Below are 21,568 nucleotides of genomic sequence, written 5' to 3'. Positions count from 1 at the left end.
CCCCCAATCGCAGGTCAGCCTAGGTTCTGGTGCATGACAGCCCCGTTGATAGATCCCTTCCAGCGCGCGATTTCCTACCTGCGTGTGTCGGTCACCGACCGCTGCGACTTCCGCTGCGTCTATTGCATGTCCGAGAACATGACCTTCCTGCCGAAAAAGGAATTGCTGACCCTGGAAGAGCTGGATCGCATGTGTTCGACCTTTATCCGACTGGGCGTTGAAAAGCTGCGGATTACCGGCGGTGAGCCGCTGGTGCGCAAGGGCATCATGACGTTTTTCCAATCCATGACCCGGCATCTGGATAGCGGCGCGCTCAAAGAACTGACCCTGACCACTAATGGCAGCCAGCTCGAGCGTTTCGCCGATGATCTTTACGCGGCGGGCGTGCGCCGGGTGAATGTCTCACTCGACACGATGGACGAGACAAAATTCGCCGATATCACCCGCTGGGGCCGTCTGCCGCAGGTATTGCGCGGCATCGACGCGGCGCAAAAGGCGGGTCTCAGGGTCAAGATCAATACCGTTGCCCTCAAGGGTTTCAACGAGGATGAGCTGTTCGAGCTGATCAACTGGTGCAACGGCCGCGACATGGACATCACCTTTATCGAAGTAATGCCGATGGGCGATATCGGCAACGAGGACCGGCTGGATCAGTACTGGAAACTTTCGGACCTGCGCGCCCGGCTGGCCAAGGAATACACTCTGCGCGATCTCGCGGAACGCACTGGCGGTCCCGCGCGCTATGTCGCGCTGGAAGAAACCGGCCAGAAGGTCGGCTTCATCACGCCGCTCACGCATAATTTCTGCGAAAGCTGCAACCGCGTGCGCCTGACCTGCACCGGAGAATTGTACATGTGCCTCGGACAAGAGGACATGGCCGATCTGCGCGGCGCGCTGCGGAACAACCCCAGCGACGACGCCCCGCTGGAAGACGCCATTCGCGCGGCCATCGCGCTCAAACCCAAGGGGCATGATTTCGACTATTCCCGCCAGGTCGTGGACGGCAAAATGTCCCGCCACATGAGCCATACTGGCGGCTGATGCCCCCTCTTCCGGTACGTCTCTACGCGGTCGCGGCCAATCTGATCGCGCCGCTTGCCTATCGTCGGGTCGCGGCCAAGCTCAGCGCTCACGGCACCGATCCGGCGCGTTTCTCCGAACGTATGGGTCACGCTTCGGCCTCGCGTCCCGACGGCCCGCTGATCTGGTTCCACGCGGCCTCGGTCGGGGAAAGCCTGTCGGTTCTGCGGCTGATCGAACATATGGGCGAGACCCATGCGAATTGGCATTTCCTGCTGACCTCGGGCACCGCCACCTCGGCCGAAATCGTTGGCAAACGCCTGCCGCCGCGCTGCACCCATCAATTCGCGCCGCTTGATGCGCGCCGCGCCATGCGCCGTTTTCTGGACCATTGGCGGCCTGCCGCCGCAATCTTCGTCGAAAGCGAATTGTGGCCGCAAATGCTGCAGATGACCCGGGCCGCTGGCATCCCGCTGGCGTTGCTCAACGCCCGTATCTCGGATCGCTCCGCCCGGAACTGGAAGCGTTTCCCGCAAACCTCGCGCTATCTGATGGGCCAGTTCAACATCATCCACACGCAGGATGCCCGCACCACCGATCACCTGCACGATCTGGGCCAAAGCCATGCCTTTACCGGCCAGAACCTCAAATCCGTGTCGGGCCCCCTGCCCTTTGACGTGGCCGAGTTTGAGCGGTTGAAAACCCGGATCGGCGACCGCCCGATCTGGGTCGCCAGTTCCACGCACGGCGGTGAGGACGAGGTGATGCTTGAGGCGCAGAAAATCCTGCTCCGCACCCATCCTGATCTGCTTTTGATCCTCGTGCCGCGCCATCCCGACCGCGCGACGGCCATTGCCGGGTTGATCAAAAACACCAAGCTGATCACCTCCCAGCGCTCAAAAGGCGAAGAGATCGACAAGAATACACAGGTTTATCAGGCCGATACGCTGGGTGAAACCGGGCTTTGGTATGCGCTCAGCCCGATCACCTGCCTGTGCGGATCCTTCGTGCCGGTAGGCGGCCACAATCCCTATGAACCCGCCTATGCCGGATCGGTGGTGTTGCACGGCGCCCTCTATGCGAATTTTGCCAAGACCTATGCGGATTTTGATGCCGCGGGCGGTGCGCAACAAGTTGCGGATGCAGCGGAGCTTGCGAAAGTCGTGGATCAGCTTCTGACCGATCCCGCGGAGCTTGAAGCAATGCGGGTCAAGTCTCGCGCCTTCGCGGCAGCGCAGGAGGATATGCTTGAGGCGATAGCAACGAGATTGACCGATGCGCTGAACCTGCCCGCCACTGCGTCCGACACATCCGGAGCGGCCTGATGCCCGAGCTGATCGTGACCAATTTCAACCCTAATTTCACCGGCGTCTCGGCCACCGCCGCAGGCGTGGTGTGTCAGCAGATGCACCGCTATGACATGGCGCTGGCGGGCGTCGCCCTACCCGGCTGCCCGGATCCAATCACCAGATCGCAGGCCACGCGCCTGTCACGCAAACCGCCGCCGGGACGCCCCTTCACCATCTGGCATGTGCGCCGCAACACCGAGATGCGCGCCGCGCTCTGGGCACGGGACATCCTGCGGCTGCCGGTCAGGATCGTCTTTACCTCCGCCGCGATCCGGCGGCACTCGGCCTTTCCGCGCTGGTTGATTTCACGCATGGATGCGGTCATCGCCACCACCGACGCCGCCGCAACATTCGTACCGCATGTACGGGCTGTTGTGCCGCATGGCGTTGATACAGAAAGGTTTTTTCCTGCTGAAAACCGCGAAAGTGCTTGGGCGGCCAGCGGCTTTCCGGGCGGGCGCGGTATCGCCACCATCGGGCGCATCCGGCCCGAGAAGGGCAGCGACCGCTTTGTCGAGACCATGCTGCGCCTGCTGCCCGACCATCCCGGCACCACCGCGCTGCTCATTGGCCGTGCCGGTCGCTCGCATCAGACCTTCCTTGCGGATCTCAAGGCCAGGATCGCCGCCGCGGGCCTAACGGATCGCATCCTCTTTCCCGGCGAGGTCGCCCCCGATGCCCTGCCCGCGCTGATGCGCAGCCTCTCCGCCGTGGTACAACTGCCGCGCTACGAAGGCTACGGCATGGCCCCGCTGGAAGGCATGGCCTCGGGCGTGCCATTCGTGGCCACCGATCAGGGCTATTACCGCAGCTTCTCGGGTCAGGGCAGTGCCGGGCAGATCGTGGCGGACGATGACATCGAAGCAACCACCAACGCTCTCAGCGTCCTCCTAGGCGATCCTAAACATCACGCCCGGATGAGCAAAGCCGCCCACGGCGCGGCTGAAAGCCATTTCAGCATCAGGTCCGAGGCGGATGGTATTGATGCGGTCTACCAGCAGCTTTGGAACGAGGGCTGACTCATGCCCGTCATTCGGCAAGCCACGCCCGATGATGAGCCCGCCATCCGCGCCTGCGCCGAAGACGCCTATGCGCAATATGTCGAGGCGATCGGGCGCAAACCGCAGCCTATGGTGGCAGATTTTGCCGCCGATATCGCCGCCGGACAAGCCTATGTGATCTCGGCCAACGGGGTTGAGGTTGATGGCTTCATCATCTTCTTCCCCAACGGCGATCACATGTTTCTGGAAAACGTCGCGATCTTCACCCGTGCCACGGGCCAGGGCCTTGGCAGGTCACTGATCGAGTTTTGCGAAGCAGAGGCGCACCGCCTGGGCCTTGTCGCGGTCGAGCTTTACACCAACGAGAAAATGACCGCCAATCAGACGCTCTATCCACGCCTTGGCTATCTCGAGAATTTTCGCCGTACCGAAAACGGCTTTCACCGTATTTATTATCGCAAACCCATCGTCGCAGGCTAAGGGCAGTTACAGCGCGCTGGCATCATAGCTCCGAATATCCAGTGCCTGCTGATCCAGATCATCCAGACACCCCAGATTGACCCGATATTCCCCCGGTGTCAGGCGGGTCTCGACGAAAGTGAAGATCCCGCAGGTGTCACAAAAATGATGAGTCGCGATCTCCGTGCCGAACTTGTAGCTGCGCAAGGCCCCCTCACGCGCCTCGATCTTCAGCGCATCAGGTGACAGAGTGAAGGTCGTCAAAGGGCCGCCACGGCGACGGCAAATCGAACAATCGCACAGCATGGCCTCGGTTATCAGCGGCGCGTTGAACCTGAATACCACTGCACCGCAATGGCATGATCCCTGATGTTCAAGCATGTAAAATGTCCCCCAGTTTCCCCCCGGTGGTGCCAGTTTCAGGCTGGCATCCGTTGTTCGACGATCTCTGCCCACCAGCTACAACCGGCGGGAATCGCGTCGTCGTTGAAATTGTAATCCGGGCTGTGCACCTTTGCGGTATCTCCGTTGCCCATCAGGATATAGGCACCCGGACGCTCTTCAAGCATATAGGCGAAATCTTCGCCCCCCATGATCAACGGTGCCTCGTCGCACTGCCCGCTGACCGATCGCGCAACATCGGCGGCAAAATCCGTCTGCTCATCGTGGTTCACCATCACCGGATAGCTACGCTTGTAATCCAGTGTGATCGTACCGCCAAAGCCCGCACCGATCCCATCACACAGTGCCTGCATCCGGGTTTCAGCCAGATCGCGCATCGCGGCACTCATGGTTCGCACCGTTCCCAGAAGATGAACAGATTGCGGTATCACGTTGAAAGCATTCGATGAACTCTGGATCGAGGTCACCGACACCACAAGCTGCTCGGTCGGATCGGCATTGCGCGACGTGATGGTCTGCAGGGCGTTCACCAACTGGCCGGACATCACGACCGGATCAATGGTTTCGTTAGGCTTGGCGGCATGTCCGCCCCGGCCTTCAATCTCGATGTTGAACACATCCGTGGCGGCAAAAAACGGCCCCGGCCGGATCGCGAACTTGCCTTCCGGGATGCCGGGCCAGTTATGCATACCGTAAACCTCCTGCACGCCGAACCTCTCCATCAACCCGTCTTCGCACATTTCCCGGCCCCCTCCGCCGCCCTCTTCGGCGGGCTGGAAGATCACCACGCAGGTGCCGTCGAAATTGCGGGTCTCGGCCAGGTATTGCGCCGCCCCCAGCAGCATCGCGGTGTGCCCGTCATGACCACAGGCATGCATCGCGCCATCGGTTTTGCTGGCATAATCCACCCCGGTTTCCTCGTGAATGGGCAGCGCATCCATATCCGCACGCAACCCGATCACCCGGCCCGACCCGGTCTCACGCCCCTTGATCACGCCGACCACGCCAGTGCGACCAATGCCGGTCACAACCTCGTCGCAGCCAAACGCCTTCAGTTTCTCCTCGACCAGTGCCGAGGTCCGGTGGGTATCGAACATCAGCTCGGGATGTTCATGCATATCGCGCCGCCACTCGGTGATCTGGTCGTGCAATTCGGCAAACCGGTTCTTGACGGGCATGGATGAATCCTCGGACTGGAAAGACTGCACGCACCCTGACGCAAAGCACCGTTTCCGGCAAGACCGTTACATGCCCGGACCCATCACAAGTCTGGAACCATCAGTAAACCGGCCAAAGCGGAAGCGGGACATGTCATGCCCGGCCTCCGCCCCGGTCATCATGTCTGCCAGGATACGACCAAAACCCGGACCGATCCCAAAGCCGTGGCCGCTCATCCCTGTCCCGAGCCAAAGCCCCGGCAAGTCAGGCACTCGGTCAACAATCGGTACGACATCGGGCATCACGTCGATCATCCCCGCCCAGCTCGCCTGCAAGCCGACCGGCCCAAGCTGCGGGAAAAGTGTCTGAAAATCTGAGAGAAGCCGTTTGATCCGCCCGGCATGGGGTTTTGGATTGAGTACCCGCATCGCCTCGAACGGCGAGGCAAGATCGAGCGACCAGTTGCGCGACGTGCCCCATGCATCGGGAAATCCTTTCGGTGCGGCAGGCAGATAATGGCGGCTGAACGGGTCGTTCATCAGCGGACGCAGGAATTTCAGCGCCCCGCGCAGCGCATCCGGCCCGATATAGAATTCATGAAACCCTTCAGGCGCCAGCGTATAACCGCCATCATGACGGCGCCGGAAGGCAAGTGTGTGATCCGCCGCGCCACCCTCATAAACATTCTCCACCGGCATCGTCGCCAAAACGCTGGATTTGACCGAAAGCTGCGGGATTGTCACCCCGTGCCGCCGCAGCAGCATTGATGACCAGGCGCCCCCGGCGATCATCACCTGTTCGGCGGCGATGCGGCCTTTTTCGGTGACGACGCCAGCGATGCGCCCGGCTGCAACATCCAGCCCACGCACGGCGCAATCTTCGATCAAAATAGCCCCGGCGCGCACTGCCGCCCGCGCCAGACGGGGCACGGCGACCCAAGGCTCGGCCCGATAGTCCGACGGCGTGTGCAGCGCCCCCAGATAGCCGCGCGATGCGCCGGGCAGCATTTGCGCCACCTCTTCGCCGCTCAGAATCCGGCTGTCCACGCCATTCGCGCGCGCCAGCGGCAAAAATTCCTCGAACCCGGCCATGTCCTTGGGCGTGACCCCCAGATAGGTCAGACCGGATTGCACCAGTCCCAGGTCCTCATTGATCTCGCGCTGCAATTCCGGCCAGAGGCGGTTGGCCTCGACCATGATCGGCAATTCCGCCGCGTCCCGGCCCGTTTGCCGCACCCAGCCCCAGTTGCGCGAGGATTGTTCCCCCGCGATCCGGCCCTTTTCCAGTAAAACGACCTTCTGGCCTTTACGGGCCAGAAAATAGGCGGTCATGACCCCGATGATGCCGCCGCCAACGATGGCAGCATCGGCGTGCCCGGGCAGCGGCGCATTATGTTCAACAGGATTTTCTTCGGAAATCGGAAAGCCGTTCAATATCCGCTCTCACTTGTCAAAACGAAATGGCCCGGGTCGATTTCAGCATATTCAGACCGACCCGGCGCGTAGTCAACCGAATGAATCGGTGACGGAATGGGTTTGAAATGCAGGTCTTTTTCCAGTTTCCGCTGCCTGGGGTCGGCGATGGGCACCGCCTTCATCAGCGCCTGGGTATAGGGGTGTTGCGGGTTTTCGAACACCGCCGCGCGCGGGCCTTTTTCAACAATCCGGCCCAGATACATCACCGCCACGTCGTGGCTGACCCGCTCGACGACCGCCATGTCGTGGCTGATGAACAGGTAGGACAGCCCCAGCTCGGCCTGAAGCTCCATCATCAGGTTCAACACCTGCGCCTGCACACTGACATCCAGTGCGCTCACCGCCTCGTCCGCGACGATCAGCTTGGGATTCAGCGCGAGCGCCCGGGCAATCGCCACCCGCTGGCGCTGTCCACCGCTGAGTTCATGCGGGTAGCGACGCAGAAAGCTTTGCGGCAGCCCGACCCGGTCAAACAGGAGCGCCACGCGGTTCCGGCGTTCATCAGCGGGCACATTGAAATTGCGCATCGGTTCGGCGACCTGATCAGCCAGGCACATCTGCGGGTTCAGACTGGCGAACGGATCCTGGAACACCATCTGCATATCCGCCCGTGCCTGCCGGAGCTTCGGCCCCTGCAGCGCCATGATATCCACCCCGTCCAGTGCGATACGCCCGGCCATCGGCTCGATCAGCCGCAGGATCGACCGCCCGGCACTGGATTTGCCGCAACCGCTTTCGCCCACCAGCGACAGGGTGCGGCCCTTGTTCAGGATGAAGGACACGTCCTCGACCGCATGCACATTGGCGATAGTGCGACGCAGGAACCCGCCGGTGACCGGAAAGCGCGTGGTCAGCCCCTCAACCTCCAGCAGCACCGCGTCACTGCCCGCCACCGGCGCGGCCTGCGTCTCCTGCCCCACAAGCCGCATCGGCTCGGGCGCGGGTTTGCCACGCATTTCGCCCAGCCGGGGCACCGCCGCCAGCAGCGCCTTGGTGTAGTCATGCCGCGGGCTCTCGAAGATCTCGGCTACCGGCCCCTCTTCCACCTTTTGGCCGCGATACATCACCACCACCCGATCGGCCATCTGCGCCACCACGGCCATGTCATGGGTGATGAACACCACCGCCGTACCGGTCTCGCGTTTAAGCCGATCAATCAGCGCCAGGATTTCCGCCTGAATGGTCACATCCAGCGCCGTCGTCGGCTCATCCGCGATCAGAAGGCGCGGACGGCAGGCCAGCGCCATGGCAATCACCACCCGCTGGCGCATGCCACCGGACAGCTCGTGCGGATATTGTCTCAGCCTGCGTTCCGGTTCGGGAATGCGCACCTCGCGCAAAAGCTCGAGGGCGCGGTCCCGCGCCGCCTCACGGCCAAGACCCAGGTGCAAACGCACCCCCTCGGTCAGTTGCCGCCCGACGGTAAACACCGGGTTAAGCGCCGTCATCGGTTCCTGAAAGATCATGCCAATCTCGTTGCCGCGAATGTGGCGCATCTGCTTTTGATCCGTCTGCGCCAGATCAACGCTGCCATCCGCCTCGCGATCAAAGAGAAGTCGCCCAGCGGCCACCTGCCCACCGCCAAACTCCACCAGCCGCATCAGCGACAATGACGTCACCGATTTGCCGGATCCGGATTCGCCAACGATACAGACTGTCTCGCCCGGATTGACGTCGAACGAGATATCCTCGACCCCGGTCACCGCGCCGTCGCGGGTTTGAAATTCGACCCGCAGATTTTCGATCCGGGCAATGGGTTGCGCCAGCATGGTCGGGACGGGCCTTTTTCATCCAAAGAACTGAGGCAACGCTACAGGCCGCCGCTGCAAGCGTCAAACGCCCTGCACCACCATAGCGAGAGGGGTGTAAGGGAAAGCTTGATTTTTCACCCAAACCGGTCTGTGATGGGGCTGAACAAACGAAAAACAGGGACCACCACGCCCTCTTTCGCACATATTCTTATTAGTAGCCCGGTTTAATGTTACTATGATGAGGACCACACCACGATCCAGGTCGGGAAGGACAGCCCGTGCCTGCTATCTATGGGGAGAATGCTATGCGAGTGAATGCAACCCAAAGCGCCGCCGCCGCGATCATCGCCCTGGCGTCGACTGCGCAAGCCGAGCGCGGCGCAGACGGCCAGGTCAATATCCTGTATTGGCAGGCCCCGTCGATCATGAACCCCTACCTGTCGGGCGGCACCAAGGATCTGGAAGCCGCCAGTCTGGTGATCGAACCACTGGCGCGATATGACGAAGGCGGAAATCTTCAACCCTGGTTGGCCGAAGAAGTACCGACCGTTGGCAATGGCGGCGTCAGCGAGGACCTGAAAACCATTACCTGGACCTTGAAAGAAGGGCTTAAATGGTCGGATGGCAGCCCCGTCACGTCAGAGGATGTGAAATTCACCTGGGAATATTGCAGCGCCGATGGTGGTGGATGTGCGCAGCGTGAAAAGTACAATGACGTGACAGCCGTCGACACGCCGGATGACCGCACCGTGGTGGTGACCTTCGGCGTGGCAAAACCGTTCCCCTATGGCCCGTTCGTGGGTGGACAGGCCCCGATTATCCAGAAAGCACAGTTTGCCGATTGCCTCGGCCCGAAAGCGCCCGAATGCACCGAGGCGAATTTCAACCCGATCGGCACCGGACCCTTTGTGGTCACCGATTTCCGTCCCAATGACGTGATCCAGTTCGAAGCCAATGAAAACTACCGCGACCCCGACAAACCCGCCTTCCAGACCGCGGTGCTCAAGGGCGGCGGCGATGCCACGGCGGCAGGCCGCGCGGTGCTGGAAACCGGTGAATTCGACTATGCGTGGAACCTGCAGCTTGCCCCTGATGTGCTGGCCAACATGCAGGCCGCCGGCAAGGGGCAGATCGTGTCGACCTTTGGCACGCTGGTTGAACGGATCATGATCAATTTCACCGATCCCGACCCGGCGCTTGGCGACGAGCGCGGCACCAGCGCCCATCCGCATCCCATCCTGACCGACAAGGCGGTGCGGCAGGCCCTGTCGATGGCCATCGATCGCGTATTGCTGACCGAAATCGGCTATGGCGATGCGGGCCGGCCAACCTGCAACGTCCTGCCCGCGCCCGAAATCTACGCCTCGACCGCCAATGACGCCTGCAAGACCCAGGATATCGAAGGCGCCAAGGCGCTTCTGGAAGACGCTGGCTGGATTGCCGGGGCAGATGGCGTGCGCGTCAAGGATGGCAAACGCCTCAGCCTGCTCTACCAGACCTCAACCAATGCGGTGCGGCAGGATTTTCAGGCGCTGATCAAACAATGGTGGAGCGAGATCGGCGTCGAAACCGAGCTGCGCAATATCGACGCAAGCGTCTTTTTCGGCGGTGATCCGGGCAGTCCCGATACGTTCCAGAAATTCTTTGCCGATGTCGAAATGTACGCCAATAATTTCGACGGCACCGACCCCGAAAGCTATATGGCCAACTGGGCCTGCGATCAGGCCCCCAGCCCGGAGAACCAGTGGCAGGGCAACAATATGGGCCGGTTCTGTTCCGAGGACTATGACGCGATGATCGCCGAATTTTCCAGCACGGCGGATCTTGAGGACCGTGCCCGCATCGCCAAGTCGATGAACGACATGCTGATGCAGGAATACGCGATCCTGCCGCTCGTCGACCGTGGCCGCGTCTCGGCCCATTCCAACGCTCTGGGTGGCGTTGTTCTGAACATCTGGGACAGCGAGCTGTGGAACATCGCAGATTGGCATCGGGTCAAATAGTCACGGCGAAGCGCGCACCACGGCTGTGATATCTGACACGAGGAAAGTTCATTAACAAATATGCAAAAGCCCGCGTTGCGGACAAAACCGCCGTTAGCTGCAGATGCTCTAATGGCTGTTATGCCCCGCTTGCGCCTACAGTAAAAGATTAAACGCATTAAAGATTTATTGGGACCCTCAGATAAATTGCAGTGATATTGGCGATGCTGATAAGTTCCAATTGAGGTGGCCAACCTAATAGCGCCAACAACACTGGCTTTGGTTCCAAACTGATATTTTTTAGGAACTGACTGCATTGACGCACGTTAATCTAAGGGCTTTTCATGCGCCGCCGCCCGATGGTTTCGCTTCTAGTAAGTACTCAGAAATTTTGTGGTCCTAACGGTGGTGCGTTGAAATACGGGAGCTTTTCAACCGAAGGCGACCAGACATCAGATTTCTGTAATGCATCCATATGATCTGCAATACCAGCAAGCGTTGAAAACCAGACCTTGCGCGTTTTCAGCGTTTCTTCGATCCATTTTTCAACCAGCCGCCACCGCGCAAGCCTCCCGGTCAGAAAGGGATGGACGATCAGCATGAAGAATCCACCGGCCTCGTATTGCGCTTCGAACTCTTCCCAGAATCCGGAAAGCGCGGCGGAGGGTGATCTGACCGGCATCTTATAGCCGATTTCCTCAAAATGCGCGAAGGGGGGCCAGTCATCGGTTCCCCAATGCACCGGCATCTCGTAGAGCTGCCCCTTAGAGGTCTCGATCACATAAGGAACGTCGTCAGCCATCATCGAGCTGTCATAACGAAACCCGTTTTCCTGCATCAGATCAATCACTTCATCTGTGATGTTATACACAGGGGCACGATACCCTTGGGGCGGTTTTCCGCAAATGCGTTTGTGAGCGTCCAGCGCGCGTTCAAACCATTCGCGTTGGGTACCATAGGTCATGATAGGGTCTTCGTGCAGATAGCCGTGATGACCGATTTCATGTCCGTCTTTCAGGATCGCCTCGGCGGTGTCGGGGTATTTCTCCAGACACCATCCCGGAATGAAGAAGGATTGTTTGAGGCCAAACCGACGGTAGGTGTCCAGAATACGAGGGAGGGCGACATTCGGTCCATACCGCCCCATGGATGTGGGGTATAGGCGGCGATGGCTGTCATTAGGCTGCGCCACATGGATCAGGCTGTCGGCGTCCATGTCGAAGCTGATTGCAACCGCGCATTTGGCGCCATTGGGCCAGGGGATCGGGTTGCGGATCATCGTTCACTCACCCTCCAGCACATGCGCGTTCTCGGGCAGCCAGCTCAACCAGATCTGACTGCCGCTGCACAGGTCAAGCTCGATCAGGTCGCGTTCCTGCATCTGCACCTTGAACTCATGGCCATCTACGCTTTCGAGGAAGAGCGTGACGACCGAGCCGATGAACTCTTCCGAGATCAGCGTGCAATGCACTGTATTGGCACTGTCCGGCTTCTCAGCGGAAACCGAAACGAGGTCGGCGGAGACCGCGAATGTCAGGGGGCTTCCCGTAGCGCGCGGGTCAGCGGGGGCCGCCGCGGTGAAATCCCCCGAGGGCGTGCTGACACACACGTATTCGTCGGTTTGCGATGTCACCCTGCCCGCCAGAATGTTGTTGCGGCCGACGAATTCGGCCACGAACCGGTTGGCCGGTGCGCGGTAGATATCCTTGGGGGAGCCGACCTGGGCGATTTCGCCCTGGCTCATGATCACTACGCGGTCGGCCATGGCGAAGGCTTCGGATTGCGAGTGGGTGACATAGACGAATGTAATGCCCAGCTCTTTTTGCAGGCGCGTCAGCACGGCCTGCATGCGGATCACCAGATTGGCATCAAGCGCCGACAGGGGTTCGTCCAGCAGCAACATCTTGGGTTCCATCACCAGCGACCGCGCCAGGGCCACGCGCTGTTTCTGACCGCCCGATAGCGTGGCAACGTTGCGTTCGGCAAATTCGCCGATCTCCATCCGATCCAGCCACTCCAGTGCCCGACGCTTGCGCTCGTCCTTGCCCACACCGCGCATTTTCAGACCAAATTCGACGTTCTCACGCGCGCTGAGAAAAGGAAACAGGGCCAGCGACTGCCACACCAACGGTGTGTCGCGCTCATGCGGTTTGACGTCGTTCATCAATTCGCCACCGATGCGGATCTCGCCCGATGTGGGCGCGTCCAGACCCGCAAGCATCCGCAAAGTAGTGGTCTTACCGCAGCCCGACGACCCCATGATTGCCAGGAACTCTCCGGCATGAATATCCAGGTCCATATCCCGGACAGCCACGAATCTGCCGAAGTGCTTTTTTTACATTGCGAAAGGTAACGAGGGGCTCTGTCATATCACGAATGGCTCTTCACTTGGCGGCTGATGAAAAACACCTGAGCGAGGATCACCAGCGTCATGGAGGTAAGGAATACGAATGTCCCGATGGCATTGACCTGCGGATCAATGTTGCCCTGCACGATCTCAAGAATGACTACGGGTACGGTCTTGTTCAGCCCTGATACAAACCACGAGATTGAAAATTCATCGAAGGACACGGCCGCCGTCAGGCAAAGGCTGGACACGATTGCCGGGGCAGAGAACGGAATGATGATGTGGCGCATGGCTTGCCATTCGCTGCTGCCAAGGTTCCAGGCAGCGGCCTCAAGGTCAGGGTCCATCTGATTGAGCCTGAGACGGATGATCGCCATGGCAAACGGGGCGGTCAGCACCGAATGGGCAAGGATGATCGACCAAAGTTGCCCCGACAGCCCAAGCCGCGACAGCCAGGCCAGCATCGCCAGTGCCATGATGATCAGTGGAATGGTCGGGGGCAGCAGGATCAGTGCCAGATAGGGTCCTTTGAAGCGGAAGTTATACCGGAAATCCGAATATGCGGTGCAAAATCCCAGAAATGTCGCCAGCAGGGCGGTGCTTACCGAGACAATCAGCGAATTGCGCGCCGCCAGCCAGACATCGGGGTCGGCAAAGATCTTGGCGTACCATTCGGTCGTGAAATGGCCCAATGGGATCGTGGGGAAGCGTTGCGAGTTGAAGGAGAAGACCAGCGAAAAGAGGATCGGCGCGAAGATGAATACGAAGATGCACAGCACATAGAGCGCCAGGATGATGTTCAGGAGGCGGTTCTGGTTCATCGCGCACCCCCTTTTCTGTAGGCCAGAGCGATCGCGGCGAAGGCGATCGCAAAGAGGGTGCCCATCATCATGATTGCAACGACAGCGGCCCGCGGCCATTGCTGGCCTGATTTGGTGGTGTCAAGGATCAGGATCGGCAACGTCGGCTCTTGTGAACCGCCCAAATAGAACGGTGCCACGAAATCCCCGAAGGACAGGATGAAGCAAAAGAGGGCGGCAATGATCAGTCCGGTTTTTGACAGGGGCAGCACCACGCGCCAGATGGTGGCGAGCGGTTTGCATCCTAGGTTGCGCGCGGCCTCAATCAGCGTCTTGTCGACGTTCGCCATGGTGACGGTCTGCAGGATCATGACAAGGGGCAAGGTCAGAGTCAGATATCCGACAACCGTACCGAAATGGGTGTTGAGCATCTTGAACGGCCCAAGCCCGATCTGTCCCAACATCGCATTGACCACGCCGCTTTCGGCCAAAATCACGTACCAGGAGAATGTGCGCACCAGATAGGAGGTGAAAAACGGGATGATCAGCAGGAAAATCGCCCAGCGGCGCAGATTGTCAGAGGCGCGAAACGCCAGCGCAAAGGACGCCGGAAAAGCAAGGACCATCGCCACCGTGGTACTGACGCCTGCGATGAAAATAGTGTACCAATAGCTGTCCCAGAAATAGTTGCGCGACAGCATCTTCTGCCAGTTCACCATCTCTAAGGCTTCGGTCATGCGGTAGTTCTTCACCACGAAGAACGAGATCGCCACCATGAACAGAAGCGGCCCGACAAAGAACAGGAACTGCCAGAAGATGATCGGCAGCCGCCATGTCATGGCATAGAGATCAAACTTGCGCTTCAAGGGACGTGTGGCCTTTTTTCCTTGGTGGAACGGCCCAGCTCAGGTCGCTCTCTGGTTTTATGGTCGGTATTGGCCGATCAGGCGTTCTTGTATTCGGACCAGAAGTCGTTCCAGTCCTCCAGCGACTGCTGCTGCGGTAGATCACGATAGTGAATCCGGCCGTCATTGATCAGGGCAATGGGATCGTTCGCCATGCCCTCCATCTGATGGCTGCGCTTGGCCTCTTTCGGATCCTGCTCAATCAGGGCCGCACGCCCCGCCTTGGTGATGCAGAAGCCTGGATAAGCCACCATCTGCGCCGATTTCACCTGACCTTCAGGCGACAGCATATACTGGATGAAACTGGTACAGATATCGGCCTTGTCGCTGTCTTTGCCGATAGAATAGCTTTCGGTGAACTGAATGCCGCCTTCGTTCGGGATGGTCGAGGCAACCGGCGCGCCGTCACGTTCAAGCACACCGGTGATCCAGTCGCCGATACCGCACATGGCCAGCATTTCACCATTCTTCAGGCCGTTGAATGTACCACCATAGTCAAAGAAACCACCGACTTGGGGTCGCAGAGACAGCGTTGTGTCCTGAACAGCTGCCCAGGCCGCTTCATCCAGATCCCAAAGCCCGGCGCCATTGCCATTCTTGAGGCTCATCATGCCCAGACTGGGCAGGTGCCAGTCGAAATGTCCGACTTTGCCTTGCATGCTCTCTTTCCAGAACACGTCATAGCTTGCCGCTTCTTCCGCCGATGCGGCCGTGGTGTTATAGGACACGCCCAGGTGACCACCACGGACCATCATGGAATAAAGCTTGTCATCGGCCCAGTGGCCGGGGAACTTGGTGAAGTCCTCGTGCAGCATATCATCAAAAGGATAGTCAGCCGGGTTCAGTTCTTCGATGTACTCGGCGGCGTTGAGCTGCTGCACGAATTCGGCATCCGACAGGATGATGTCGTAGGTTCCCGGAGGAGATTGTGCGATCAGGGCCAGCATATTGTCGCCGCCTGCGTAATACTTGGGAACGAACTTGACGTTGTTCGCTTCTTCGAATGCACCGACCATGTCCGACTCACCATGACCATACCAGGCCAACATGTTGATTTCCGTGGTCGAGGCCCAGGCCCGGCCAACGAACGGTGCCGACAGGGCAATGCCGCCCCCGATCCGCAGCAGATCGCGGCGTGTCGGTGTCAGCGGACTGGATTTCATGTGCTTCGGCTTCATCTATATTTCCTCCAAGTTACCCTGCGACGTCTTCTTTGGCGCGGCGCCGCTTTCAAGATTTGTATTTTGCAGCAGATTTTATCGAAGGATATTCCAGTGGAGTCTCAAAAGGAAATTTATCGTTAATATGATCGCATTACGGATGCTTATCCTGCATTGATGTCTGCGGATTGCGATTCAAGCGTTGCCACAATGGCATCGATTGCGGCGTAACCGCCCGCGCCTAGCTGCGCCTGCCGCGCAAAAAGGCCAATATGCAAGGGGGGCAATGCGGGAAGCCCGTCTTTTTCGGAAAACCTGCGCATGCCACTCAGGACCGTGGGGCCCGTCAGGCAAGACAGGCCCAACCCGTCGCGTACCGCATGTTGAACACCGCCGATGCCAGGGCTGGAATAGGCGATGCGCCAGTTCTGCCCGGCCAGTTTCAGGGCGGTGGCCATACGGTCCCGATAGACGCAGCCATAGGGGTGGACCACAAGCGGGATATCGGACTGTTCAGGGATTTCGAAATCCGTGGCCCCGACCCAAATGGGCTGTTCTTTCCAGTTACGGAACAGGAATTGCTGATCGTCGCCGTCAAAGAGCGCCACGGCTATGTCGATTTCATTGCTGCGCAGGGCTGAAAGAAGATGCTTGGACAAATCACAGCGTATCTCGATCTGGACATCGGAATATTGCCGCACCACATCGGTCAGACAGGCTTGAAGCGTGTTGACCGCATAGTCCACCGGCAAGCCGACGCGCAATTTGGCAGATTGTTTCTGATGTTCGAACTGCGCCACTGCGAGATCGTTCAGGCGCAGGATTTGCCGCGCATGGGTCGCCAGGGCCTCACCGCGCTCCGTCAGGGAGATGTCCTTGCCCTTCCGCATGATCAGATCGTAGCCGACCATCTGCTCCAGCCGCTTCACCTGCAGGCTGATCGCGGGTTGCGTCCGCCCCAGGATCTCCGCGGCGCGGGTGAAACTCTCCACCTCGATAACTGTTACGAATGTTCGCAGAAGCTCGGTTGAAAGGTTGACCACACGCATGCCAGATACATTAACATCCAAAATGATAAACAAGCAATCATTAAAACTGTGAATGCAATTCTTGCGTCGACAGGCTATTCGAACAGGACGCTGACGGATTCTCCGTTGGCGATGCGCGTGATGGCTTTTGCAAACATCGGTGCGATGGAAATGGTGCGGATGGTCGAGGATGCCTTGACAGCCTCGGTGGCACAAATCGTATCTGTGATCACCAGTGAGGACAGGTCTGAAGCGTCGATCCGCTCTACCGCTTGGCCGGACAGGACACCATGCGTGATGTAGGCGGATACATCGGCAGCACCGTTTTCCAACAGGGCGGTCGCGGCATTGCACAGGGTTCCGCCTGAATCGATGATATCATCGACCAGCACACAGGATTTTCCGCTCACATCACCGATGATGTTCATCACTTCCGAGGATCCGGGCTTGTCACGCCTTTTGTCGACAATGGCCAGCGGGCTGGAAATACGTTTGGCCAAACCACGCGCACGCACCACACCGCCCACATCGGGCGACACGACCATGACATTGTCACGGCTGTTTTGCTGTTCGATATCCCGGGCGATTTCGGGCACGGCAAAGAGATTGTCGGTCGGAATATCAAAAAATCCCTGAATCTGACCCGCGTGCAAATCCATTGTCAGCACCCGGTCAGCGCCCGCATGGGTGATGATATTCGCCACCAGCTTGGCCGAAATCGGGGTGCGCGGCGCCGGTTTGCGATCCTGCCGCGCGTAGCCGAAATAGGGGATCACAGCGGTGATCTGCCCCGCCGACGCCCGGCGCAGGGCGTCAATCAACACCAGCAATTCCATCAGGTTGTCGTTGGCGGGATACGAGGTCGATTGAATGACATAAACATCGTCGCCGCGCACGTTTTCCTGTATCTGGACGAACACTTCTTCATCGGCAAAGCGGCGCACATTGCACTCCGCCAGCGGTACTTTCATATACGCGGCAATTGCCTCTGCAAGCGGACGGTTGCTGTTTCCACAGACAATTTTCATCTGTCGAGTCCCTTTTCAGTTAAGTTTTCAGAAGTGCGTGTCTGGGGACAGTCCCGGGCTGTTACACCGGGAATGCCATCTCGGGTTTGTAGGTCTTGAAGCTTTCAAGATACTGCGCGTTGGCCTGTCGCTGCCACTCGGTGCCCGGCTGAATGGCCGTGACGCATTTGTATCTCCTACGATATTCGGCCGTGGCGTCATTATCTTCAATGACCACGGCAACCATGCCCGCGACAACGCCTTTTTGCTGCTCGACCAGTTGAACGGCACCTTGCATCGTGCCACCGGTTTCCACCCATTGATCCACCAGCAACACCCGGGTGCCTGGCGCGAAAGCAGGCAGGCGCATTTCCATATTCTGCGTCTTGCCGGAATAGTTGGTCATGGTGGAACTGTCCGTGTCGACGCAGAGCTTACCGGCCTTGCGAATGGGCAGAAACCCGCGGCCGATCCGTGCGGCAATACCCGCCGCCAGTACAAAGCCCATAGCATCAAGGCCCGCCACAACATCAATCTCGTCCGTATCCAGATCGGCACACAGATCATCCAGCAGATCGTGATAGGCCTTGCCGTTGATGTAGATGGAGGTTGGATCCAGCCACGCGAATTTATCGCCCTTGGTGTTGGGCGCCATGAGCGAGAAGTACCAACGGTCGTCTCTGGGTCCTTTGTCATGCGTCATTTGATGTGCTCCCTTGTCTCTGTGTCAGGCTCATGAGGTGTTTCAGGCGATCGAGGTCGATATTGTAGAAATCCCCTTCGAAATTGATCCCTGTTGCAACCATGAAAAGATCAACCGCATCAGCATATTGCGCTGCGTTTTCGGGTGTGATGCCCGAGGCAAGGCCAAGAGCCGCATCACCGCAATTTTCGCGAAAGATTTCTATTTTGCCCACATCTGCGGCATGGCCGGTCGCCACGCCAGACGTCACCACGACATCCATGTAGCGTGTGGCAATACGGGCGCTTATGGCATAATGGGAAGGTTCTACCTCGCGCTGTTTCTTGAACGCAGTGCCACCGATATACAGCCCGGTCCAACCGCTCTCATTGCGGATATCGGCGATCTCTTCCGCCTCAAGCTGATCATCCTCGGATCTGCGTTCATCTATCCGCGCATCGTCGGCCCAGTAGCCGTCAACCTGAACACCCTCGGCCTGTAGCTGGCCCAGAATTGGGAAGGCGAACTTGCCCGTCACGGCCAGGAAATTCACGCCGATCCAGTAATCCGGAAACGTCTGACGCATTTCCCTGATGATCGGGACCAGCTTGTCTTTTTCGAAATCGTGGTTGATCAGAAAAACGCCGGGGCACTCTCCGTCGATAGCGGCCCGGATGTTCCTTTGCGCCTGTTCTACGTCAAGCACATGGATAACCGGAAGAACGACCGGACCGGATGCCCTGAAATTTTGTCGAAAGTCGTGTCGGTTCATTTCTAGCCCCAATACCGTAGGTCTTGACGAACGGTATCATCGGCATGTGAATTTAGAAAATTTATAGTCTTTATTCCAGCATAACTTCTGGAAATAGAAACCTGCCAAGCAACAGAACGGACCCTATGCAGCGTCGTTGAATGTCGCGATCTTCGGAATCCTTTAAACGAAGAGAGATGACGGAACTGGAAAACCCATTACTGCCATTCATTGAGGTTGCAGCATTTATCACAATGGGCTCGAACCAGACCTCCGTAAAATTGGCCACCTCGCCTACCTACCCAAAACGGAAGAATTTATACTGCCTTTACCCGGTCAGAATACCGCTCACTTTCAGCGCCCGCTGAGCGTTGCCCTCGACCTTCAGCTTGCCTGACATGTAGGCCATCACCGGGTTCAGATCACCCGACAGGATATCGCGGAACACCGCATCGCTGGCGATCAGCACCACATCGGCCTGGCCTTCCCCGGGCCGGGCGCCGGCCTCGTCCAGCATCACGCTACCCTCGCCGGTGATCACCAGCTTTGCCGTACCCCTGATCTGCCCCGCCGCCTTGGGTTGCAAATTGTTGATATAGGCCTGCACCACGTCGCTCATTCCTGCCTCGTCCCGTCAAACAATTTCATGGCAGCATCCGGCGCGCGAGCGGAACGATCAACCAGAACCTCACGTCATTTCTACCGAAATCTACGGGACATACGCCCACGCCACCAGAACATCGCGCTATCAGACGAATTCAATGAAGCTCATGCTGACCTTGAATGAAGGCGCGGCGGAAAGGGCATAGCCGCAACGCCACTCCTGACCGGTCATGATCACGGTTTACGTACGCTTTGCACGTACGGAATGTACGGGACGTACGTAACTACCAGCGTTTCAGCGCGTCCTCATCCTCATCCCGCGCGGCCACCCAATCGGCAGCTGTCCCGCTGGCTTCCTTTTTCCAGAACGGCGCGCGCGACTTGAGGAAATCCATCAGAAATTCAGCCGCCTGAAAGGCATCAACCCGATGGCGCGAAGACGTGGCGACCATCATGATCATCTCTTGCGCCTTTAGTATACCGTGGCGATGAATGATCATGATATCGCCAAGTTTCCAACGGCTTGTGGCCTCTTCCGCGATCTTTTGAAGGGCTTTTTCGGTCATGCCGGGGTAATGCTCGATCTCCATCGCGTGCAGGACACCCTCATCCAGATCCCGCACGACGCCGGTAAAGGTCACGATGGCGCCCATGCCTTTTTGTCGAGCGGCAAAAGCGCTGGTCTCCACACCAAGGTCAAACGGGTCCTCCTGCACCCGGATATCCATGGGCTAACCCCCTGTCATCGGAGGAAAAAAAGCAACTTCGCGAGCGCCATCAAGTGGCGCATCAAAGTCGCTCAGCTCCTGATCCACCGCCACCCGCAGCGCGCTCAGATCGGCGAAGGCCGCCTCATACCGCGCCTCCCGGCTCCGTAATTCGTCGACAAGCGCCATCACCGTGGCTGGCACGGTGTCGATCTTTTCCTTCGGCACCCCGATCCGCTCACGCACCCAGGCAAAATACAGCACATCCATCAGGAATGCTCCTTGAGATAAGGTATTGATTTCTGGAAGTAGTCAAACCCGGTAACCAGCGTCAGCCCCGCAGCGATCCACAACAGCCACAACCCAATAAACCCAGCCCATTCCATGCCCGCCAGCTTCCAGTTCAAGCCCAGAACATCCTTTTCCCGGCCTTCCAGAATGTCGATTACCATGGTTTCATCCATACCGAAAACCGACATACCGAAATAATGTTCGAACACGCCCTGGGAAAAAAGCACCGCAATCGCAACCATTTGCGCGGTGGTCTTCCACTTGGCCAGCTTCGTCACCTTCAGGGTGCCCGCCGTATCGCCCAGATATTCCCTGAGGCCCGAGACGAACACCTCGCGGAACAGGATTACGGTCGTCGGCAACACCAGCCAGGGTGAGTAGCTGGAATAGCCCACAATCACCATCAGAGCGATCACCACCATCGCCTTGTCAGCGATCGGATCAAGCATCGTGCCAAGCTTGGTTTCCTGCTTCCAGCTACGCGCCAGGTGGCCGTCGAACCAATCGGTGATCGCCGCCATGACGAACAGAAGCAACGCGAACCAATCCGCATAAGGCCTTGTAAAATATAGAAACATCACGGCCACTCCCGGCGCCGCAAGCAGCCGGAAAACCGTCAGGATATTTGGGATCGTAAAGGTCATGAATTGGTTCTACCTGCATCTTTGCCCAAGGGAAAGCACTGCGATC

At 58.6% G+C, this 21,568-nt stretch carries 22 protein-coding genes; 5 read left to right on the top strand and 17 right to left on the bottom strand.

Annotation, left to right across the window (positions count from 1 at the left end; genetic code table 11):
* The first annotated feature begins 33 nt into the window (after positions 1 to 33).
* Genes moaA through LC334_RS04265 form a run of 4 tightly spaced genes read left to right on the top strand, consistent with a single transcriptional unit; the run spans position 34 to position 3,850 of the window.
* Positions 34 to 1,041, top strand: coding sequence for a GTP 3',8-cyclase MoaA (gene moaA, locus LC334_RS04280; RefSeq protein ID WP_085799006.1), 1,008 nt, complete (start codon positions 34 to 36; stop codon positions 1,039 to 1,041).
* Entirely contained in the window at positions 1,041 to 2,345 is a 1,305-nt protein-coding gene (locus LC334_RS04275; RefSeq protein ID WP_085799005.1) for a 3-deoxy-D-manno-octulosonic acid transferase, read from the top strand. Before moaA ends, LC334_RS04275 begins: the two co-directional genes overlap by 1 nt.
* Positions 2,345 to 3,388 (top strand): glycosyltransferase family 4 protein, encoded by a 1,044-nt coding sequence (locus tag LC334_RS04270; protein WP_085799004.1) that lies wholly within the window; start codon positions 2,345 to 2,347, stop codon positions 3,386 to 3,388. Before LC334_RS04275 ends, LC334_RS04270 begins: the two co-directional genes overlap by 1 nt.
* A 3-nt stretch (positions 3,389 to 3,391) precedes the next feature.
* Positions 3,392 to 3,850, top strand: a complete 459-nt coding sequence (locus tag LC334_RS04265; RefSeq protein ID WP_085799003.1) for a GNAT family N-acetyltransferase — start codon at positions 3,392 to 3,394, stop codon at positions 3,848 to 3,850.
* Positions 3,851 to 3,856: 6 nt separating this feature from the next.
* Here LC334_RS04265 and LC334_RS04260 read toward each other — a convergent pair whose 3' ends face one another.
* The 4 genes from LC334_RS04260 to LC334_RS04245 form a co-directional block, all read right to left on the bottom strand.
* The gene (locus LC334_RS04260) at positions 3,857 to 4,210 is read right to left on the bottom strand and encodes a GFA family protein (RefSeq protein WP_085799002.1); all 354 of its coding nucleotides are present in this window, start codon (positions 4,208 to 4,210) and stop codon (positions 3,857 to 3,859) included.
* Positions 4,211 to 4,248: 38 nt separating this feature from the next.
* Positions 4,249 to 5,409 carry a M20 aminoacylase family protein gene (locus tag LC334_RS04255; protein WP_085799001.1) on the bottom strand — a complete coding sequence of 387 codons (1,161 nt, stop codon included), beginning with the start codon at positions 5,407 to 5,409 and terminating at the stop codon, positions 4,249 to 4,251.
* 66 nt (positions 5,410 to 5,475) lie between these two features.
* The gene (locus tag LC334_RS04250; RefSeq protein WP_139836293.1) at positions 5,476 to 6,822 is read right to left on the bottom strand and encodes an NAD(P)/FAD-dependent oxidoreductase; all 1,347 of its coding nucleotides are present in this window, start codon (positions 6,820 to 6,822) and stop codon (positions 5,476 to 5,478) included.
* Positions 6,819 to 8,633, bottom strand: coding sequence for an ABC transporter ATP-binding protein (locus LC334_RS04245; RefSeq protein ID WP_085799000.1), 1,815 nt, complete (start codon positions 8,631 to 8,633; stop codon positions 6,819 to 6,821). Before LC334_RS04245 ends, LC334_RS04250 begins: the two co-directional genes overlap by 4 nt.
* A gap of 287 nt (positions 8,634 to 8,920) precedes the next feature.
* Between LC334_RS04245 and LC334_RS04240 the strand changes: the two genes are divergently transcribed.
* Entirely contained in the window at positions 8,921 to 10,618 is a 1,698-nt protein-coding gene (locus tag LC334_RS04240; protein ID WP_085798999.1) for a peptide ABC transporter substrate-binding protein, read from the top strand.
* A 361-nt stretch (positions 10,619 to 10,979) separates the two neighbouring features.
* On the opposite strand, the gene LC334_RS04235 is transcribed toward LC334_RS04240, so the two are convergent.
* The 13 genes from LC334_RS04235 to pgsA all read right to left on the bottom strand — a co-directional run bounded on the left by LC334_RS04235 (position 10,980) and on the right by pgsA (position 21,522).
* Positions 10,980 to 11,876 carry a polysaccharide deacetylase family protein gene (locus tag LC334_RS04235; RefSeq protein WP_085798998.1) on the bottom strand — a complete coding sequence of 299 codons (897 nt, stop codon included), beginning with the start codon at positions 11,874 to 11,876 and terminating at the stop codon, positions 10,980 to 10,982.
* Between the two features lie 3 nt (positions 11,877 to 11,879).
* Positions 11,880 to 12,896 carry an ABC transporter ATP-binding protein gene (locus LC334_RS04230; protein WP_085798997.1) on the bottom strand — a complete coding sequence of 339 codons (1,017 nt, stop codon included), beginning with the start codon at positions 12,894 to 12,896 and terminating at the stop codon, positions 11,880 to 11,882.
* Positions 12,897 to 12,967: 71 nt separating this feature from the next.
* Positions 12,968 to 13,765, bottom strand: a complete 798-nt coding sequence (locus tag LC334_RS04225; protein ID WP_085798996.1) for an ABC transporter permease — start codon at positions 13,763 to 13,765, stop codon at positions 12,968 to 12,970.
* Positions 13,762 to 14,583, bottom strand: a complete 822-nt coding sequence (locus LC334_RS04220) for an ABC transporter permease (RefSeq protein ID WP_085799168.1) — start codon at positions 14,581 to 14,583, stop codon at positions 13,762 to 13,764. The genes LC334_RS04225 and LC334_RS04220 overlap by 4 nt, the downstream gene beginning before the upstream one ends.
* 104 nt (positions 14,584 to 14,687) lie before the next feature.
* A complete protein-coding gene (locus LC334_RS04215) occupies positions 14,688 to 15,827 on the bottom strand; it encodes an extracellular solute-binding protein (protein WP_085798995.1) in 1,140 nt (379 codons plus the stop codon).
* Positions 15,828 to 15,973: 146 nt separating this feature from the next.
* On the bottom strand, positions 15,974 to 16,858 hold the full coding sequence (locus tag LC334_RS04210; RefSeq protein ID WP_085798994.1) for a LysR family transcriptional regulator: 885 nt from the start codon (positions 16,856 to 16,858) through the stop codon (positions 15,974 to 15,976).
* Between the two features lie 74 nt (positions 16,859 to 16,932).
* Entirely contained in the window at positions 16,933 to 17,865 is a 933-nt protein-coding gene (locus LC334_RS04205) for a ribose-phosphate pyrophosphokinase (protein ID WP_085798993.1), read from the bottom strand.
* A gap of 61 nt (positions 17,866 to 17,926) precedes the next feature.
* Complete coding sequence (locus LC334_RS04200) at positions 17,927 to 18,547, bottom strand: phosphoribosyltransferase family protein (protein ID WP_085798992.1); 621 nt, start codon at positions 18,545 to 18,547, stop codon at positions 17,927 to 17,929.
* A complete protein-coding gene (locus LC334_RS04195; protein ID WP_085798991.1) occupies positions 18,537 to 19,298 on the bottom strand; it encodes a BtpA/SgcQ family protein in 762 nt (253 codons plus the stop codon). Before LC334_RS04195 ends, LC334_RS04200 begins: the two co-directional genes overlap by 11 nt.
* 307 nt (positions 19,299 to 19,605) lie before the next feature.
* A complete protein-coding gene (locus LC334_RS04190) occupies positions 19,606 to 19,896 on the bottom strand; it encodes an SCP2 sterol-binding domain-containing protein (RefSeq protein WP_085798990.1) in 291 nt (96 codons plus the stop codon).
* Positions 19,897 to 20,164: 268 nt separating this feature from the next.
* Entirely contained in the window at positions 20,165 to 20,608 is a 444-nt protein-coding gene (locus tag LC334_RS04185) for a molybdenum cofactor biosynthesis protein MoaE (protein WP_085798989.1), read from the bottom strand.
* A 3-nt stretch (positions 20,609 to 20,611) separates the two neighbouring features.
* Positions 20,612 to 20,857 (bottom strand): molybdopterin converting factor subunit 1, encoded by a 246-nt coding sequence (gene moaD / locus LC334_RS04180; RefSeq protein WP_085798988.1) that lies wholly within the window; start codon positions 20,855 to 20,857, stop codon positions 20,612 to 20,614.
* The gene (gene pgsA / locus LC334_RS04175) at positions 20,857 to 21,522 is read right to left on the bottom strand and encodes a CDP-diacylglycerol--glycerol-3-phosphate 3-phosphatidyltransferase (protein ID WP_085798987.1); all 666 of its coding nucleotides are present in this window, start codon (positions 21,520 to 21,522) and stop codon (positions 20,857 to 20,859) included. Before pgsA ends, moaD begins: the two co-directional genes overlap by 1 nt.
* Positions 21,523 to 21,568 lie beyond the last annotated feature (46 nt).

It is taken from the genome of Roseovarius aestuarii (assembly GCF_019966515.1).
Taxonomy (GTDB): Bacteria; Pseudomonadota; Alphaproteobacteria; order Rhodobacterales; family Rhodobacteraceae; genus Roseovarius; species Roseovarius aestuarii.
The sequence above is the reverse complement of the archived record's forward strand: the minus strand, read 5'-3'. Positions and strand labels throughout refer to the sequence as shown.

Excerpts from the sequence above, each read along its gene's own strand:
- LC334_RS04210 (WP_085798994.1), bottom strand. The coding sequence starts at position 16,858 with ATGCGTGTGGTCAACCTTTCAACCGAGCTTCTGCGAACATTCGTAACA.
- LC334_RS04205 (WP_085798993.1), bottom strand. The coding sequence starts at position 17,865 with ATGAAAATTGTCTGTGGAAACAGCAACCGTCCGCTTGCAGAGGCAATT.
- LC334_RS04260 (WP_085799002.1), bottom strand. The coding sequence starts at position 4,210 with ATGCTTGAACATCAGGGATCATGCCATTGCGGTGCAGTGGTATTCAGG.
- LC334_RS04215 (WP_085798995.1), bottom strand. The coding sequence starts at position 15,827 with ATGAAGCCGAAGCACATGAAATCCAGTCCGCTGACACCGACACGCCGC.
- LC334_RS04270 (WP_085799004.1), top strand. The coding sequence starts at position 2,345 with ATGCCCGAGCTGATCGTGACCAATTTCAACCCTAATTTCACCGGCGTC.
- LC334_RS04225 (WP_085798996.1), bottom strand. The coding sequence starts at position 13,765 with ATGAACCAGAACCGCCTCCTGAACATCATCCTGGCGCTCTATGTGCTG.
- moaD (WP_085798988.1), bottom strand. The coding sequence starts at position 20,857 with ATGGATGTGCTGTATTTTGCCTGGGTGCGTGAGCGGATCGGGGTGCCG.
- LC334_RS04235 (WP_085798998.1), bottom strand. The coding sequence starts at position 11,876 with ATGATCCGCAACCCGATCCCCTGGCCCAATGGCGCCAAATGCGCGGTT.
- LC334_RS04240 (WP_085798999.1), top strand. The coding sequence starts at position 8,921 with ATGCGAGTGAATGCAACCCAAAGCGCCGCCGCCGCGATCATCGCCCTG.
- LC334_RS04220 (WP_085799168.1), bottom strand. The coding sequence starts at position 14,583 with ATGACATGGCGGCTGCCGATCATCTTCTGGCAGTTCCTGTTCTTTGTC.
- LC334_RS04190 (WP_085798990.1), bottom strand. The coding sequence starts at position 19,896 with ATGAGCGACGTGGTGCAGGCCTATATCAACAATTTGCAACCCAAGGCG.
- LC334_RS04275 (WP_085799005.1), top strand. The coding sequence starts at position 1,041 with ATGCCCCCTCTTCCGGTACGTCTCTACGCGGTCGCGGCCAATCTGATC.
- LC334_RS04255 (WP_085799001.1), bottom strand. The coding sequence starts at position 5,409 with ATGCCCGTCAAGAACCGGTTTGCCGAATTGCACGACCAGATCACCGAG.
- LC334_RS04185 (WP_085798989.1), bottom strand. The coding sequence starts at position 20,608 with ATGGATATCCGGGTGCAGGAGGACCCGTTTGACCTTGGTGTGGAGACC.
- LC334_RS04230 (WP_085798997.1), bottom strand. The coding sequence starts at position 12,896 with ATGGACCTGGATATTCATGCCGGAGAGTTCCTGGCAATCATGGGGTCG.
- LC334_RS04245 (WP_085799000.1), bottom strand. The coding sequence starts at position 8,633 with ATGCTGGCGCAACCCATTGCCCGGATCGAAAATCTGCGGGTCGAATTT.
- LC334_RS04195 (WP_085798991.1), bottom strand. The coding sequence starts at position 19,298 with ATGAACCGACACGACTTTCGACAAAATTTCAGGGCATCCGGTCCGGTC.
- LC334_RS04265 (WP_085799003.1), top strand. The coding sequence starts at position 3,392 with ATGCCCGTCATTCGGCAAGCCACGCCCGATGATGAGCCCGCCATCCGC.
- moaA (WP_085799006.1), top strand. The coding sequence starts at position 34 with ATGACAGCCCCGTTGATAGATCCCTTCCAGCGCGCGATTTCCTACCTG.
- pgsA (WP_085798987.1), bottom strand. The coding sequence starts at position 21,522 with ATGACCTTTACGATCCCAAATATCCTGACGGTTTTCCGGCTGCTTGCG.
- LC334_RS04200 (WP_085798992.1), bottom strand. The coding sequence starts at position 18,547 with ATGACGCATGACAAAGGACCCAGAGACGACCGTTGGTACTTCTCGCTC.